Source organism: Nostoc sp. LEGE 12454 (genome assembly GCF_056620565.1).
The window spans coordinates 111,915-128,814 of record NZ_JBWQXL010000008.1 but is presented as its reverse complement, the minus strand read 5'-3'; the positions used below and the strand labels follow the sequence as shown (position 1 = coordinate 128,814).

Genomic DNA, 16,900 nt, shown 5'->3' with positions numbered 1-16,900 from the left:
AAATTTTAGATTTTAGATTTTGGATTAATTAAGAGTTATGAGTTAGGAGTTATGAGTTGAAAGATTTATTTTTAACTCCTAACTTCTAACTCCTAACTTTTCTTATAACCAATCATTGTCTTCTTCATCATCCCAGTTATCTTGGTAGCTGGGGCGGGATTTGCGTGGAGGACGGCTTTCATAAGAGGAAGAACGATTATCGCGGCTAGAATCTCTGCCATAGTCTCTACCGTAATCTTTGCCATAGTCTTTACTGTATGAGTCGCGTTCTCGATATGTATCTCTGGGAAATTCGCGTTCTCGTTCCTTATCACCGCCAGTAAAGATGTCACGGATAGTCCCAAATAAGTCGTCATCTTCATCTTCAGCATAAGTCTGGCGGACTTCCCGATTTAGCTCATAGAGAGCATCTTGCAAGTCGGCGTAGGCTTGATCGATACCGCGATCGCTATTTTCCTGAAGACTCTCTTTCAGTTGTCGGCAAATATTATCAATTCTTTGGCGGCGGCTGCGGGCAAACTGCATACCAAATTCCAGCGCGACTTCTCTGAGTTGTCGTTCTGCTTGGAAAATCAATGCCTCAGAACGAGTCCGCTTTTCTATTCTCTCTTTACGTTCGCGATCGACATCGGCGTATTTCTGAGCGTCTTGAATCATCCGATTCACTTCTGACTCGTTCAAGGTGGAAGCGCCTTGAATGGTGATACTTTGCTCTCGCCCAGTGGTTCTATCTAGGGCTGTTACTTGTAAAATACCATTAGCATCGATATCAAATGACACCTGAACTTGGGGAATTCCTCGTGGTGCGGGTGGGATGCCGTAGAGCTTGAACCGTCCTAAAGACTTGTTGGTTGCTGCCATTTCCCGTTCGCCCTGAACTACGTGAATTTCCACAGTATTTTGGTTATTTTCAGACGTGGAAAAAATATCAGAACGACGTACTGGGATGGTTGTGTTGCGGGGGATAAGTTTTTTCATCACGCCGCCGATGGTTTCCAATCCCAAAGAGAGGGGTGTGACATCTAAAAGCAGCACATCTTTGAGTTCGCCGGCGAGAATACCTGCCTGAATTGCTGCACCCACACCCACGACTTCATCGGGGTTGACATTCTCGTTGGGTTCTGTGCCAATCAAGTCGCGCACAAGCTGCTTCACCATTGGCATCCGTGTAGAACCGCCAACTAAGACAACTTCTTCAATGTCTCTAGGTGAAAGTCCGGCATCTTTGAGGGCGCGTTTTACTGGTGTCCGCAATCTTCCCACCAAATCACCACACAAGCCTTCAAATTGGGAACGAGTTAAACGAGTTTCGAGATGTTTGGGGCCATCTTCCGTGGCGGTGATGAAGGGTAAGTTAATATCGGTGACACTGACAGCAGAAAGCTCAATTTTGGCTTTTTCCGCGGCTTCCATCAGACGTTGCAAAGCTTGGCGATCGCGTCTTAAGTCTACCTCTTCTGTTTCCAGAAATTGCTCTGCTAACCAATCTACGATTATTTTGTCAAAGTCATTCCCACCAAGTTGCGTATCGCCACTGGTAGCCTTGACTTCAAATATCCCATCGCCTACTTCTAAAATCGACACGTCAAAAGTACCACCACCCAAATCAAAGACTAAGATAGTTTCCGTGTCACCCCGATCTAATCCATAAGCCAAAGATGCCGCAGTCGGTTCATTGAGAATCCGCAACACCTCTAAACCAGCAATTCTGCCAGCATCACGGGTTGCCTGTCGCTGAGAATCATTAAAATAGGCGGGTACTGTAATCACTGCCCCTGTGACTGGTTCACCCAAATAGCGGCTAGCATCGTCTGCCAATTTCTTCAGCACCATTGCCGAAATTTCTTCTGGGGCAAAATCTTTATTCATACGAGGACAGGCAATTTTAATATTACCTACTTCGTCTTTGCGGATGGTGTAGGGCACACGCTTAGAATCTGCATTAAGTTCGCCATACTTCCGCCCAATGAAACGTTTAACTGCAAAAAAGGTATTTTGAGGATTGAGGACGGTTTGTCGCCGTGCCATTTGCCCAACCACCCTTTCACCTTCTTTGCTGAAGCCAACTACGGAGGGGGTTGTTCGCATTCCTTCTGCATTGGCAATCACCACCGGCTTGCCACCCTCCATAACGGCGACTACTGAGTTGGTTGTACCCAAGTCGATGCCGACTACCTTGCCCATGCGTTACTCTTCTCCTAAAGTGTCTTATATATTTATTATGATTGGGCGGAACTACCTCTAGCTTTGTGCTACAAGATAAAAACACCTCAATGTATAATACTCATCATTAAGGCAGTAAGCTAAGAAGTGCAGCTAGAGGAGATAGTTGCAAGACTAGGATAGCATTGAGACGGTTGGTGTGCCCAAGCAGCCTCAATTCTTGATATCCGCCTACTTCTGTTTAAGTTATCTGCAAATTGGTAAGTTAACCTTAATAAAGCTTGCTCTGCTTTTTTGAGTGCTTGAAAATTCTAATATTATTGCTACTACTTAAAAGATTTGAATTTAACAGAGCGATTACAGACTTCCCTGAGTGCGATCGCGCGAGAACGCGATCCTTATATGGCAACGGCTGGGCATTTTTTTGTCCAAGAATACATCCGCCAGGAATTTTCCCAATGGGGAAGTGTGGAAATCCACACCTTTGAAGTCAGAGGTAAAGCTTGTAATAACTTGATATTAAATTTACCATCCCAAGCCAAAGGGCAAAAAAAGGATTTGCTACCAATTTTAATTGGCGCTCATTATGATGGGGTTCCGGGAACAGTTGCGGCTGATGATAATGCTACAGGTGTGGCGGTGTTGCTGGAATTGGCAAGAAAGTTTGCTGCTGAACCTGTCAGATATCCCTTAAGGCTGGTTGCTTTCGATATGGAAGAATACGGCTTACTGGGTAGTGCTGACTATGCAGCCCTGTTGCATCAACAAAAGCAACAGCTACGCTTAATGATCTCCTTAGAAATGCTGGGCTATAAGGATTCTACACCTGGTTCCCAAAGTTACCCTCCTCCTCTGGAACGCTTCTACCCAGATACAGGTGATTTTATTGCTTTAATTGGTAACTTGCGGACATTGCCTGACTTAATTGGAATGAGTCGTAATATTCGCAAAGCTGGCGTATCTAGTCAATGGCTACCCGTGCCGAATCGAGGTTTAATAGTTCCCCAAACCAGACTTAGCGATCATGCTCCATTTTGGGATTTGGGTTATCCGGCAATGATGGTGACAGATACGGCATTCTTGCGAAATCCACATTATCACAAAGCTAGTGATGCGATCGCTACTTTGGATTTAGATTTTCTTACTCGTGTATGTGAAGGGTTAGAGATGGCGATTCGGCGGTTGTGATTTATATTACATTTGATGCGTGAGTCTTGCATTTTTCACCTGACTTACTTGTTGCAAACTGTTGTATATTTTTTATTAATCAATATCTTCAACTTTTTTCAATTGGTTATACTATCTTGTTGATGCGATCGCGCATTGGGAGTCAAAGTAATTAGATCGTCAATATTACGCTTCATTGTTTCACAAATTGCGTCTAATGGTAAATCATTAGCATCATAACCAAAGGGGTTTTCTATCTCTAAGCCGATGGCTTCAATACCAAACAAAGTGAACCCAACCAAAGCAGACACTAAACCTGTCCACCAACCGAGACTGTCTACTATTTGAAATGGTAACAAAAAGCAATATAGTATCAGTAATTGCTTCAAATGAATAGCATAAGCAAGCGGCATAGGCGTTTTTAAAATACGTTCGCAAGCACCTAAATTATCCACAAGACTATTCAATAATTCTTGCATTGATGTTAGCTGGTAGCTATTAAGACAATTACGATCGTACTGTTGCTGTAAATAATCTCCTATCCAAAAGGCAACCTCTATAGGAGGATTATTCATAATCTTCAGTTTTATGTACTTAGTAGATGGCATTAAGTCTTCTAACTCGCTGTTGACACCTTCTCCTCGCAAATGTAATTTAGTTGTTATAGCAAACGCTACCAATAAGTTTAATGCCGTAATTTTCTTATCTTTATCTTCTGGTGAAATTTCATCAACTGATACCCAAATTTGCCGAGCTAAATTTCGGACGTTATTTACTATAGAACCCCAGCATTTTCTCCCTTCCCAAAATCGCTCATAAGCAGTATTTGTACGAAAAACAAGTAACAAACCTAAAACAATACTAGGAATCACATTTACTAAAATAGGCTGGGATACAGGTTTTTCAAAATGGTGAAGCAGAGAAATTAAAAATCCAAAAGCTCCACACCATAAAACATGTTTTAAAATTGCTTTTATTACTGAACCTTTAGGTTGTAATGCTGTGCGGAACCATTTTATTTTTTCGTTCATCATGTATTCACCCTAATAAAATATATTTATTGAACCGATGTGTTCAGTAGTTTTTTGCTTAAAAATAAGCATTATAAAAGTAGCATAATTAGCGAAGAAATACGTGAAAAAATATTCTTGTTAGAAACATAATATACTGACGATTATGTATTTCATTCTAGTTTCTGTTATACAATTTAAAGTCCGCGTTAAATACTTATTATTAGGACTGAAGCAAACATTATATAAAAGTCAAAAACAATGCTAGGGCAGACTACAACTAAACTCAAATTGTCAAGAGATGTAACTATTTCCCAGTGGCAGCATAAATCCCGCATTTGATCCCGATAAATCTATGGAAGAAAAGGTATATTCCTATCGATAATGTTCATACAGCATTAGTCGGTATCATGTACCCCAGTAAATCAAAAAGTTCTAGCCTGTAAAAATCCTGCCCTGTACATTAAACGTCTAGACATAACTTATTTGGTTATGTCTTTTTTGTTGTCGTTAGTCTCAAAACGTTGAATTTCAATCAAATAGCCATCAGGATCGCGGAAAAAACAATGGTAAATGTTGTACTTTTCATTTAGTGTCGGTGGCTTTTCAAATTCAACGTCACGTTCTTTGAGATATTCAAACCATTCATCCACCTGCTGTGTTACTAGGGTAAAAATAACACTTGATTGCTTTTCGGTTTGAGGAGCTGATGTTTCGCTTGCTTGACACAATCCTAAGTATCCAGAACCACTAACAGTATAAATTCGACAGGTAACTTGGTCAAGCCATAACTCCAAACCTAGCTTTTGTTCGTAGAATTCTGTAGATACATTCAGATTATGGGTAGAAAGGAAGGTAATTTGCTGGTCTATTTGCGGATAAGTAGACATAAAACACATTTGAGTATATACCCTAACGACATCGGGCGATCGCAGATGTAAAAATTGATTGATGTTAGAAACCTGTTACTGCTCCAGAATGCCTTAAGTGCATCTGGAGTTTCTTTTTGGAAAAAGCCATAAAAATTTTCCCAATCATCCTGATATGGCAAAATATGGCTGAATAAGGATGCATACTGAATTATCTATATTTAACACGGGCATCACTTATTGATGTACCCTTCCTGCCAAACAACTCTCGCAAAACAGCCTCAGATTATCTGGGGCTGTTTTGCGTTATTTCTCACAGAGAAGGAATGCAAACAAGAATCCTCAAACACTTTTATCTACATTTGAGTGTATACCCTGATGACGTAGTATTCTCTCAGTGTGAAAATTTGGTATAGGTAAATGCGTATCTTTCCTGACTCCAGATTTGTCACAAACATTTCTGGAGTTTTTTCATTCAAAAATGAAGTAAATAATTAAGTGCGATCGCACTTCCAATTTTGACTAGATCAAAGTGCGATCGCAGTAAATATAAATGTTTATTTCGTTGTATATGTTACAAAAATATCCTTTTTCATTTCAACTTCTGCCGGTGCTTCTGGATCGTAAGCTGGTGATAATAAAAAACTAGCAAACGACGGCAAAGGAACTCCAGTTTTAGAACTACATGAGGGATAAAATAATGTGTAAAATGGCTCGGCGACAGAAGGTGTACTAAGTTTAACTTCCATAGCAGTTGCTAAAGCCTGAGCGCGGCTTTGAGCATCTTTCATCGCTGATTGATAAACTGAACTCTGCAAAGCCTGACAGTCATTTACTGCGTACTCAACACCCACACTCTTGACAGAAAGGTTTTCAATTTCGCTTGTGGACTTGTTCGCTGTAGCAACAATTTCCTGGACGCGATCGCGCGTTGGTTTTTCTAGCCTCACCAATATCTTGGCGTTATTTTCACTGGAATTAGGGTTAATTTGCACTTGAATTTTATCAGCCCTAATGCCTTTAGCAACTAAGCTATCCACTACAGGCTGAAGAGTTGTTTTAGTTAGAGATTTTTTGCTTGGTAAAGGTTCTGCTGCTGTTTTGTAATTAAAAAGTAGAGTCGGTGAGGATATGCGACGGGTTTCGGGTAGAGATGATGGTTGCGTTTGTAACTCATCATTGCTACCTCCACTATTGCTACCTCCACTACTGAATACCAACTCAATATCCGCTGTATCTGCTGGCACTCTCACTACCCCTTGACCGATTACCATTAATGAATGGCGATCGCTCGCTGGTGGGTAAAACAATTGGGCATTAGTGACTTTGGGTGTTAATGCTCCTACCCCGACAGTCACGGAAATACTTAGCATTAGAGCAGTTATTTTTCTCATATCCTGGGAATATCCTTTGAACTTAGTGATTGTCAAAGTTTACACTTCAAGAGGAATCTACGTAAAAAAATATTGAGCTAATCCCACAGCCTTTAGCCGTGAGATTAACTCAAAAATTCAAAATTCATTGCGGACGTTATTGATATCTCAGCAGAGAGCCAAATCTTGTTAGAACTATTAACCAAACCAGTGAGAGGGTTCACAAGCTGGTTGAACTGTTTCACAAACACGATGGCTAATCCAATCTGACTTTTCTTGAACGATTAGACAAATACCTTGGTGAATCAAATTCTGTAAATGTAGTTGCTGCTCTAAGGGTTTACGAGGCAATTTGTAATAAGCCAAGCTTCCTTGTTGAGCCTCCGCTGGAATCTGTTCATCAGACATGACGCTGTAAAAGGAGGGAATGCGGTTGAGGACGAAAGTAATTAGCTCTTGGCGTAAATCAGGAATTGCAAAGGCTTGTTGATATGGATGGGATGGATATGTATTCAAAATACTTTCAATTTCTACCACTATTGATTGTTGTGTTAAATTGACTACTGTTTTCATGGTTTTTAAACTCCTTTTTTAATCAAGTCAATGCTTGGTGGAGAAAATAACTTTTTTAGATGGCAACATCGTGATGATAATCAGTTAAAAGTAATTCAACTTACAGATGCAATCAAGCCCGAAACTAGCCTCTTATCTTGGTACAATCTCAGACATTTGGCTTTGCTTGTTTTAGTTAAAGTTTATCCTGTCTCACAGCATTACTTATTAAAACAGCGTCCAATAAGCTGGTAAGTTACCGACATTTTATATTTATAATCCTAATTATTTCAATTTTCTGCCTTTTTAGCAGAAATCTACATAAAACGCAGCATAAAGACTAGGGGATCAAGATTAACAGCAAGAAAACCACTTGAATTAGGAACAAGCTTTTCATGAAGTTAAGCTTTTTGGGTAATTGGCATCACTTTTTAGGTTCGCAGCAAAATTTGCTATTTCATCTAAAAAACTTATTTGTTGTACTTTGATTTAGTCAGTGAGAAAAATGGCGACTGACGATAGTGCAGGATCAGTCTAGCTACAGATGAAACGATCGGGCAAAAACGTTTAAAAAGTTCACATTATTGAAAGGGAAATGATGCAACTGATTGTTAATTTCATCAGCCGCAGCTAATCCAGAAAGCATCGCACCTTCGACAAGATTGCCGCCACACCAATCACCACAGCAAATTAAAGGTAAGGGAGTTCCAGCAGACAAAAAAGCTTCGTGCCAAGGACGGCTGGGAAAGGCATAACGCCAACGATGTACTTGCATCCATTCGGCAGTATTCAGCCAAGGAAGGGACAGAGATTCAGCTGCTCGTTGCAACATATATTGTCCCGCAGGTTGTAAATCCTGTGATTCTAGATGACGTTGGGCAAAATCAGCGCTACTTTGCACCACAAAATGTGGTTGTTGAGGGTTAGGACGCTTGCTACTGTCCAAACCAATCCATGCTAAATCAGCATCATCCACAAAAGTTAGGGCTTTCCACTGAGGGAGGGGTTGAGATGTAGAAGGATATCCAGCGATCGCACTAATCGAAGGATAAAATTCTACAGAACGCAAGTTATCAAGAAAGGCTGCATCCAATACACTTTCACCCAAAGGTTCTAACAGCATCACAGCTTGGGGTGCAGGAATAGCAACAACTATAGCTTTTGCAGTTAATTCTTCATTACTAGATTCGAGAGTCAAACGCCAGCTATTTTCGGGAGTTTGGGTAATACCAATAACACGCTGATTCAGTAATATTTCTAAACCTGGGGCGAGGGATTTAGTGATCGCACTCATTCCCCCAGGCGCAACATAACGCGGACTGCGGTTTTTCGGTTCAGATAAAGGAGCGCCTGTTGTAAGTTCGTAAACCTCATCTATCCAAACTTCTAGGATATTGCGATCGCGCAATATCTCCACAAAACGTTCCAATAATTCACCCTTTGGTTTCAGGTAACAAGCCCCATGATCCGCCAAAGTTCCATGCAAGCGGCGTGTAGCTAATCTTCCTCCCAAACCACGCGACTTTTCCACCACTACCACCGAATATCCAGCTTGACTTAACTGCTGGGCACAGACTAAACCAGCAATTCCGGCACCAATCACTGCAATATCAGTCATGAGTCAATAGTCCTTAGTTAGTTATTGGTCATTAGTTATCATCAAAGGACAAAATTACTACTAATGACTGCTGAAAGCTAATAGTAGAATAAGGTACAGAAAGCTGCACGGAAGGGAGGAAGGGAAATTGGATGAAATGAGGGCGGCGCTAGAGTTAGCGACCGAAGAAGAATTGCAAGACTTAACGGCAATTCTATTTAGTCGTAAGTTCAATCCCTTAGACTATGTACACACACCCGAACCCATCGAAGTACAAAGCCAAGACCGCAAAGCTTGGTTAGATGCACTAGAGGGCCGCTTTCGTTTTTTGGCGGCAGATGGGATCACAGTATTACGGGGACGCACAGGCCAGGTAACTTACCGACAAGCCTTAGTTCAAGTATGTAAATATCTAAAAATTCCCTATTCTAATCAGCTGGCAACTATTGATTTAGAAGCAGAAGTATTTTTGCATCTACTAGGACAGGTGTGGAAAAAATTACCGGAACAAGAAAAACAAAAATTGACTGTCCAGGTGCAGCGTCAGCTGCTCAAATCAGAATTAAAACAACCCTTACCACTTTTATTGCAACGTGACCCCTTGGGGTTACTTTTCAAAGGCGGTAGTGCGATCGCGGTTACTTCTCTTCTCCAGCCACTTGTACTTAAGCAAATTGCCCGTCAATTCGCCATCCACTTTGCTACTTATGAAGTAGCCAAACAAGCGGCAATTACAGGCTCAGAGGCAGCTGCAACGCAATTTCAAAGCTATGTAACGATGCAAATGGCGCAACGGGGTATGACAGTGAGTGCAGCTCGTTATGGGGCAGCCCGCACGATGTTTGCCGTGATTGGGCCAATGATGTGGACTTGGTTTATTGCAGATTTGGGCTGGAGAGCGATCGCTACTAACTATGGTCGAATCATCCCCACCATCTTCGCCTTAGCTCAAATTCGCCTCACTCGTGAGGAATGTTGGGAGCCAGCTTGAACAAGGTTTTTGAATATTTCAAGTCTCGTTGGCAATCTTCTTGGAACTACTCTCTATGGGCATTGTTAATCTTCCCATTGAGTCCTTTTGTGGGGGCTGTAACTGTAGGTTTTGTCTCATTAATAACTTGGCTGAAACAACCCCGCAAAATTAATCGCCGCCCCCTCAACTGGGGATTTGCCCTGTTGAGTGTATTACTGATCGTGAGTGCTGGGTTTGCCCAAGACAAAACAGCAGCTTTCCTCGGCTTATTTAATTTATTACCATTCTTTTTACTTTTCGCTGCCCATAGCGCTCTGATTCAAACATTTGCCCAATTGCGGCAAATGGCTTGGGCTTTGGTAATTGGTTCCATGCCAGTAGCAATTATGGGCTTGGGACAATTATTTTTAGGCTGGAGTTTCAAGTTCGAGTTTGTGTGGGTTGTGTTTAGTTGGACAATCACACCAAGCGGAAATCCACCAGGTCGTATCGCTTCACTTTTCTTGCACGCTAATACCTTCGCAGCTTATCTAGTAATAGTTTTCATCCTTAGTCTAGGGTTGTGGATCGAACAATGGCGATTAGGGATGAGGTATTGGAAATTGGGCATAAGAGGCAGAGGGGCAGAGGGGCAGAGGGGCAGGGGGGAAAGACTGACTGCGCCCCAGTCTCCAGTCCCCTTTCTCTTCCTAACCCTGGCGGTAATTACAAATTTCATTGCCTTAATTTTCACCAACTCACGTAATGGGTGGGCGATCGCTATTTTTGCCTGTTTAGCTTATGCACTTTACCAAGGTTGGCGCATTCTTGTAGGTAGCGTTGCTGCGATCGTTTCTACTATTCTTTTGGCGGCTTTTGCTCCCTCATCAGTCGCTCAAATTTTTCGCTTTGTAGTTCCTGCCTTCTTTTGGGCAAGGTTAAATGACGATATGTATCCAGATAGACCAGTCGCTTTAATGCGAAAAACTCAGTGGGAGTTTGCCTGGTCTTTAGCTCAACAACATCCTTGGACTGGTTGGGGATTACGCAGTTTTAGTACACTTTACAAAGCAAAGATGCAGATTCCCTTGGGTCATCCTCATAACTTGTTTTTGATGTTATCTGCTGAAACTGGTTTTCCCAGTACTTGTTTATTTTGTGGCTTACTAGCTTGGATTTTGATTAAAAGTGTGCATTTACTGCAAAATTCAAAATATATAGATACAGGAGACAAATTGATATTTTTCAGTTATCTTCTGGCTTTTGTTGGATGGATTTTATTGAATACAGTAGATGTAACCCTCTTTGATTTTCGTTTGAATGCGCTTTCATGGCTAATTTTGGCTGCTATTGCTGGAGTGGTACATCGCGATCGCGAAAAAGACAAGCTTGCATCTCGTCAAAATTAGCTATTAGTTTTTTCAGTGTATGCACTGGGGACATTGAGAGTTTTAAGTTAATAAGATTGTTATATTCACGTCTGTGAGTGTGACTAATACCTAATTAGTCACTGTTGCTGATTGTTGGGAAGGTGTAGGGACATCCCTTTGGGGTTTTCCTGCATGACGGGCATCTCTTGTAGATGCCCTTTTGTATATTTATTATTTTTATTCAGTTAAACACAATTCAAAATTTTATTTAACCTTACAGAATATCGAAAATAATTTTAACTTTAATCAAGGAATGTAAAGTATGGTTCCTGAAATTAAAGTAGGTCTTTGTAACCCGCCAGAACCTATTTATTTGTATGTTAAAAGTGGTGAACTAAGTAGAGAATCTTATCTTTGGTATCATTACGACATCAATAATAAAATAACTATTCCTGTTCAACAGACAGGATTGACTGGGTATATATCAGAACTTAAGTTAACGACAAAAGACTTTAGAGAAAGGGATAATATTAAATTAGATATTGTTGTTAGAGCCGATGAAATTTATATTATTAGGACTGAGATAGAAACTAACTTTGCTAAAACTTTTCTTTTGGCTGCATCACTAGTTCAGGACTTTTCTAAGCCCTCAATCATCGCTGTAATTGCTGGCAAAGAAAATGTGGTTTTTTGCCGACTTTACGACGCGGCGACTAAAATCAGGATTCGCTCTGAATGGAACAAAGATACTGATTGGACGGCAATTATTGATAGTGTTCAAACTAAGTTGCAGATATCTCAAAATTCCCATATCGTTTCTGCTGAGGCAATACTATTCTGAATAACTGAGGAATTTGGCAAAGTAATACCAGTTTTAGCTATGGGGTTGAAGACCGAAAATCTTTATATGACTAAGATTCAAATCGCGTCCAATATTCTGATTGGCATTAAATACTACGATAACCTTTATGGTGTAAGCTCTCGGTAAAATGGGTGTGTCGGTAACGAAAAAAAGACGCTTCCATAACCAACCTTATGCTCACAACAGCTAACTTTCTTCAGTACACCCAATGGTCAGGTATAGCTACCTTGGTATTTGCTGCCTTGACATTTTTGGCTTTTATTCTCAAATGGGGCATCCGCTTTCGGTTGGTGGGTACGACTGGCTTTATGCTGGTGCTGACTGCTGGTTTATTTGGGCTTTCAATAGTTCCCTTAAGTCGGACTGTGATTCCAGGAGCAGCGCGGTACACTCTAGTTTATGACAATGGCTCAACACAAGCGGTGATTGCCACATCACCCCAAATTACACCCACACAATTAGAAGCAACTTTACGTCAAGCAGCTAGCAATCTCTTTTCTTATGGTCGCTCTGGTACACGGGAAGACGACAATTTGACAGTTCGTGCCCGCACTATTATCCACCCGGAAACAGGGATTTCTGTCCCAGTTTATTTGGGTGAGGTTAAGCGATCGCTCGTTTCTCATCAAAATTCACCGGTAACAGTCAAAATTTACACAGACAATTTCGCCAAATTGCCAAAACCTACTGCTTAAGAGGCAGGGAGCAGGGGAGCAGAGGAGCAGAGGAGCAGAGGAGCAGGGGAGCAGTAGCAGTAAGTCTTTCCCTTGTGCCCCATGCTCAATGCCCAATGCCCCATGCCCCATACCCAATGCCCCATGCCCAAAGAACAAAAATAAATTACCTGTTATCAGGATGACAACAATTATTTTGTATATACTGATACAATAATGGTTATTTTTAGATTAAGATATTCACACTTTAGTGGTTATACTGTGGGAAAAAGTTAATCAGCGTGGGGTAATGGGTACTGACAGTTGTAATTTGTCAGTTGTTGTCCTAAGTGCCCCTGTTGCCATTTTTAAAATTCTTTGCAGCAAATCAAAGGGTTGTATGTCTGTAGCTAAAAATTGCATGAAATAGCACGATCGCCTACACATTATCAATTCTCGATTGCTTTTCTTGAGAATCTGACAATGGTAATGTTAATTAATTATAGGGTTATTCAAAACTTTGATAGTTCGGAATTCCAGGCCAATGGGTATTTATAGATTCAAGGAATGTCGTCAAACTACTCAATCAGTAGGCAACAGAACTGATCTATTTAATTGCTTGGCTCAAATCCAGATCGGCCGCGTGTCAGGTTAAAGCCATCCAAAAACCAGTTTGGCAACAAGTATCCTCGAACGCTAGTCTATATTATTAAGAAATATCAAGGTTTTGGTAAACGAGATTATATGCCCAATAATTTTTCTACTCAACCTTCTTTGTCTACTCAAACCTCTAGTTCATTATTTACGCTCACAGTTTCCCCTGCAAAAGTAATCCGTGGTTCCGGGGTGTTGCAAACAGCCGCAGCAGAGATTGCCTGTTTGGGAAGTCGTCCCTTAATTGTGGCAGGTAAGTCTACTCTCGCTATCAGCCAACAAAATTTACAACCAGTTTTAGAAGCGCACCAGTTACATACTGTGCAAGCTTCTTATGGTGCAGATTGCTGCGAAGCTAGCCTAAAATCTTTACATAAAAAGGCAAAAGAACATAAGGCTGATGTAATTATTGGTGTTGGTGGCGGCAAAGCCCTAGATACAGCGAAACTAGTCGCACAGCAGTTACATCTACCAGTAGTGACAATTCCGACTTCCGGGGCTACTTGTGCAGCTTGGAGTGCCTTATCGAATGTTTATTCGGAAGATGGGGTTTTTCTCTACGATGTGGGGCTATCTCGTTGTCCCGATTTATTGATACTTGATTATGACTTGATTAAAACTGCACCACAAAGTACCTTGGTAGCTGGAATTGGTGATGCGATCGCTAAATGGTACGAAGCCTCAGTTAGCAGTGGACACTTGCAAGACACTTTAATTATTGCTGCGGTGCAACAAGCACGAGTTTTGCGAGATATCCTTTTACAAAAGTCAGCCGCCGCCCTCGAAGAACCAGGTAGTGAGGTTTGGCGAGAAGTGGTAGATGCCAGTGTGTTACTTGCCGGGGTAGTTGGGGGACTTGGAGGAGCGCAGTGCCGCACTGTTGCCGCCCATGCCGTGCATAACGGTTTAACTCATATTTCAGGACATGGCAGTATTCATGGCGAAAAGGTTGCTTTTGGGATCTTAGTGCAACTGCGTTTAGAAGAAATGCTACAAGGCAATCAACTAGCAGCATCGGCACGACAACAGTTGTTAAAGTTCTACACAGAAATTGGACTACCCCAGAAATTAAGTGATTTAGGATTGGGCAATATTACATTAGGTGAATTGCAAACAGCCGCCGAAATGGCTCTAGTTCCAAATTCTGACATCCATCGACTACCATTTAAAGTCGCGCCAGAACAGTTGATGGCGGCAATGGTTTCTACCACTGCACCTATAGATAGTAGAGATACTGCAAATCGAGTTTCGCCCAAGGGAATGAGTGACGAGGTTTTATGAGTTTAAATTGGATTGTCCCAGCAGAACGCATACAAAAACTACCACCTTATGTATTTGCCCGTTTAGATGAACTGAAAGCTAAAGCACGGGAACAAGGGTTAGATTTAATTGACTTGGGTATGGGAAACCCCGATGGTGCAACACCAGCACCAGTAGTCGAAGCGGCGATCGCAGCTTTAAAAGATCCCGCCAATCACGGTTATCCGCCTTTTGAAGGCACTGCTAGTTTCCGCCGTGCCATCACTAACTGGTATCGTCGCCGTTATGATGTGGTTCTCGATCCTGATAGCGAAGCCTTGCCATTGCTGGGTTCTAAAGAAGGATTAACTCATTTAGCACTCGCCTACGTTAACCCTGGTGATTTAGTTCTGGTTCCTTCCCCAGCTTATCCGGCACATTTTCGCGGCCCGGCGATCGCTGGTGGGAAAATCCATAGTTTGATTCTTAAACCCGAAAATGACTGGTTAATTGATTTAGCTGCCATTCCTGACGAAGTTGCCAGACAAGCTAAAATTCTCTATTTCAACTATCCCAGCAATCCCACTGCTGCCACAGCCCCCCGCGAATTTTTTGAAGAAATAGTCGCTTTCGCCCGCAAATATGAAATTTTGCTGGTGCATGATTTGTGTTACGCCGAATTAGCTTTTGATGGTTATCAACCCACTAGCTTGTTAGAAATTCCCGGCGCGAAAGATATTGGTGTGGAGTTTCACACCTTATCTAAAACCTACAATATGGCTGGTTGGCGCGTTGGGTTTGTCGTGGGGAACCGCCATGTAATTCAAGGTTTGCGGACGCTGAAAACTAACTTGGATTACGGCATTTTTGCAGCATTACAAACAGCAGCCGAAACAGCTTTGCAACTACCAGATGTGTATTTGCACGAGGTACAACAACGTTATCGTACCCGCCGCGATTTCCTGATTCAAGGGTTAGGAGAGTTAGGTTGGGATATCCCCAAAACCAAGGCGACGATGTATCTTTGGGTGAAGTGTCCCGTTGGTGTTGGTTCCACAGATTTTGCCCTGAACGTGTTGCAACAAACAGGCGTTGTGGTTACTCCAGGTAATGCCTTTGGCGTTGCAGGTGAGGGTTATGTCAGGATCAGTTTGATTGCAGACTGCGATCGCTTGGGTGAAGCTTTACATCGCTTCAAGCAAGCTGGCATCCGCTATCAACCTGAAGCTGTAGTCCCTGCTTCAGAAGCGATCGCCGATCTGGTTAGTTGATTAGAGAAAAGAAAACTAATATTACATGACTAAAATTTTTGCTGACGATCTTTGAGATCGTGTAAAAAATACGATTATACGAAGCGGCAGCTATTGCAAGTGAACTCTCTAACGTGGACTTCCAGGTTGAGACAACCCGTAGCTATATTCAATAGACTTTTTGCAGAAGTGGGGGAAGGGATAAAGGTATGGAATTTTCCCTTCCCCTTTAACCTTTCCCCAACCGGAAAGCAAAAGTAATACCAATTTGAAAAAAGAATGCGACAAATAGACCATCTGTAGAGACGCGATTCATCGCGTCTTTACCCAAGCATGTGTCGCAATCATTAATTTAACTGGTATAACTTTTGCAAGTTGTCTAATATCTGCTGTCAAAAGCTAATGTAGCATTCATTGCCCGCAAACCAGGATATTGAATGAAGACGGAGGGCAGTTCGAGTTTACGGAAGACTGCCTTCTGCTTGCTGTCTTTCTTAATAAATACCTAATCTTAAATCCAATATCTAATTTTTTTGCTATGGTGATCCCAAAGGAATTGTTAAGTGCTTACGAGATGTAAATTAAGTGATTAATTTCCTATTTAGTATAATACAGTATAAGTATTTCATAGATAATTTATCTGCAAAATACATATTTATGGTTACTTAGTAGGTTGGGCAATACGCGTTTCAATATCTTCCAATGTTTGTAACAATAAACGATTTGCCTGCAATTTCCAACCCCATTTTTGAACTCTATAAGCTAATACAGTTCCAACTACAGACGCTAACAAGCCTATGGGTTGATTTAAAGAAATTCCTAGTAACAAACCCAATCCAGCAATTCCCCAAAATGGTAAGGCTACTGCTTGTCTTTGTTCTTCTACAACTTGGGTAATTATATTAGATTTCATCTTAGCAAGTAATGCTTCTTTTACTTGCTGCTGTTCTGTTACGGATACTGTTAAACCTATTTTACGGCGTAGTTTTTCTATTTTACGGGCATCAGTACTGTATTCAGTTAGTTCATCTTCTGCCATTTTCAGGAGTCGTTCTAGCTGCGCCATAATTTATTACATCCGGTATTTCGATCGAGTTATTAAACTGAATAATTGTTAATTTTTATTGCTTATAGCTTTGGATTTAATCGCCAAATATCAAACTACGCGACAGAATCAAAAATCTCAAGT

General features: G+C 41.4%; 14 protein-coding genes. 7 read left to right on the top strand and 7 right to left on the bottom strand.

Annotated elements, in window-relative coordinates; genetic code table 11:
* Nucleotides 1–102 precede the first annotated feature (102 nt).
* Nucleotides 103–2,184: a molecular chaperone DnaK gene (gene dnaK, locus AC1F2U_RS11340; protein ID WP_480261229.1), complete on the bottom strand. Its 2,082-nt coding sequence runs from the start codon at nt 2,182–2,184 to the stop codon at nt 103–105.
* 318 nt (nt 2,185–2,502) lie between these two features.
* Between dnaK and AC1F2U_RS11335 the strand changes: the two genes are divergently transcribed.
* Nucleotides 2,503–3,351 carry a M28 family peptidase gene (locus tag AC1F2U_RS11335; protein WP_480261228.1) on the top strand — a complete coding sequence of 283 codons (849 nt, stop codon included), beginning with the start codon at nt 2,503–2,505 and terminating at the stop codon, nt 3,349–3,351.
* 98 nt (nt 3,352–3,449) lie between these two features.
* Here the strand turns inward: AC1F2U_RS11335 and AC1F2U_RS11330 are convergent, their stop codons facing one another.
* The 5 genes from AC1F2U_RS11330 to AC1F2U_RS11310 form a co-directional block, all read right to left on the bottom strand.
* Nucleotides 3,450–4,364 (bottom strand): bestrophin family protein, encoded by a 915-nt coding sequence (locus AC1F2U_RS11330; RefSeq protein WP_480261227.1) that lies wholly within the window; start codon nt 4,362–4,364, stop codon nt 3,450–3,452.
* A 458-nt stretch (nt 4,365–4,822) separates the two neighbouring features.
* On the bottom strand, nt 4,823–5,230 hold the full coding sequence (locus AC1F2U_RS11325; protein ID WP_480261226.1) for a VOC family protein: 408 nt from the start codon (nt 5,228–5,230) through the stop codon (nt 4,823–4,825).
* Between the two features lie 536 nt (nt 5,231–5,766).
* Complete coding sequence (locus tag AC1F2U_RS11320; protein WP_480261225.1) at nt 5,767–6,582, bottom strand: SIMPL domain-containing protein; 816 nt, start codon at nt 6,580–6,582, stop codon at nt 5,767–5,769.
* Between the two features lie 198 nt (nt 6,583–6,780).
* Nucleotides 6,781–7,155, bottom strand: coding sequence for a hypothetical protein (locus AC1F2U_RS11315; RefSeq protein WP_480261224.1), 375 nt, complete (start codon nt 7,153–7,155; stop codon nt 6,781–6,783).
* A 517-nt stretch (nt 7,156–7,672) separates the two neighbouring features.
* Nucleotides 7,673–8,752, bottom strand: a complete 1,080-nt coding sequence (locus tag AC1F2U_RS11310) for an NAD(P)/FAD-dependent oxidoreductase (protein ID WP_480261223.1) — start codon at nt 8,750–8,752, stop codon at nt 7,673–7,675.
* A gap of 127 nt (nt 8,753–8,879) precedes the next feature.
* Between AC1F2U_RS11310 and AC1F2U_RS11305 the strand changes: the two genes are divergently transcribed.
* The 6 genes from AC1F2U_RS11305 to AC1F2U_RS11280 all read left to right on the top strand — a co-directional run bounded on the left by AC1F2U_RS11305 (nt 8,880) and on the right by AC1F2U_RS11280 (nt 15,732).
* Nucleotides 8,880–9,722: a YaaW family protein gene (locus tag AC1F2U_RS11305; RefSeq protein ID WP_335184356.1), complete on the top strand. Its 843-nt coding sequence runs from the start codon at nt 8,880–8,882 to the stop codon at nt 9,720–9,722.
* On the top strand, nt 9,704–11,092 hold the full coding sequence (locus AC1F2U_RS11300; protein ID WP_480261222.1) for an O-antigen ligase family protein: 1,389 nt from the start codon (nt 9,704–9,706) through the stop codon (nt 11,090–11,092). The genes AC1F2U_RS11305 and AC1F2U_RS11300 overlap by 19 nt, the downstream gene beginning before the upstream one ends.
* Before the next feature lie 283 nt (nt 11,093–11,375).
* A complete protein-coding gene (locus tag AC1F2U_RS11295) occupies nt 11,376–11,894 on the top strand; it encodes a hypothetical protein (RefSeq protein WP_480261221.1) in 519 nt (172 codons plus the stop codon).
* A gap of 194 nt (nt 11,895–12,088) precedes the next feature.
* Nucleotides 12,089–12,610 (top strand): DUF2518 family protein, encoded by a 522-nt coding sequence (locus AC1F2U_RS11290; RefSeq protein WP_480261220.1) that lies wholly within the window; start codon nt 12,089–12,091, stop codon nt 12,608–12,610.
* 702 nt (nt 12,611–13,312) lie between these two features.
* Nucleotides 13,313–14,503, top strand: coding sequence for an iron-containing alcohol dehydrogenase (locus AC1F2U_RS11285; protein ID WP_480261219.1), 1,191 nt, complete (start codon nt 13,313–13,315; stop codon nt 14,501–14,503).
* Complete coding sequence (locus AC1F2U_RS11280; RefSeq protein ID WP_480261218.1) at nt 14,500–15,732, top strand: aspartate aminotransferase; 1,233 nt, start codon at nt 14,500–14,502, stop codon at nt 15,730–15,732. Before AC1F2U_RS11285 ends, AC1F2U_RS11280 begins: the two co-directional genes overlap by 4 nt.
* A 640-nt stretch (nt 15,733–16,372) precedes the next feature.
* Here the strand turns inward: AC1F2U_RS11280 and AC1F2U_RS11275 are convergent.
* Nucleotides 16,373–16,777, bottom strand: a complete 405-nt coding sequence (locus AC1F2U_RS11275) for a hypothetical protein (RefSeq protein ID WP_194045459.1) — start codon at nt 16,775–16,777, stop codon at nt 16,373–16,375.
* Nucleotides 16,778–16,900 lie beyond the last annotated feature (123 nt).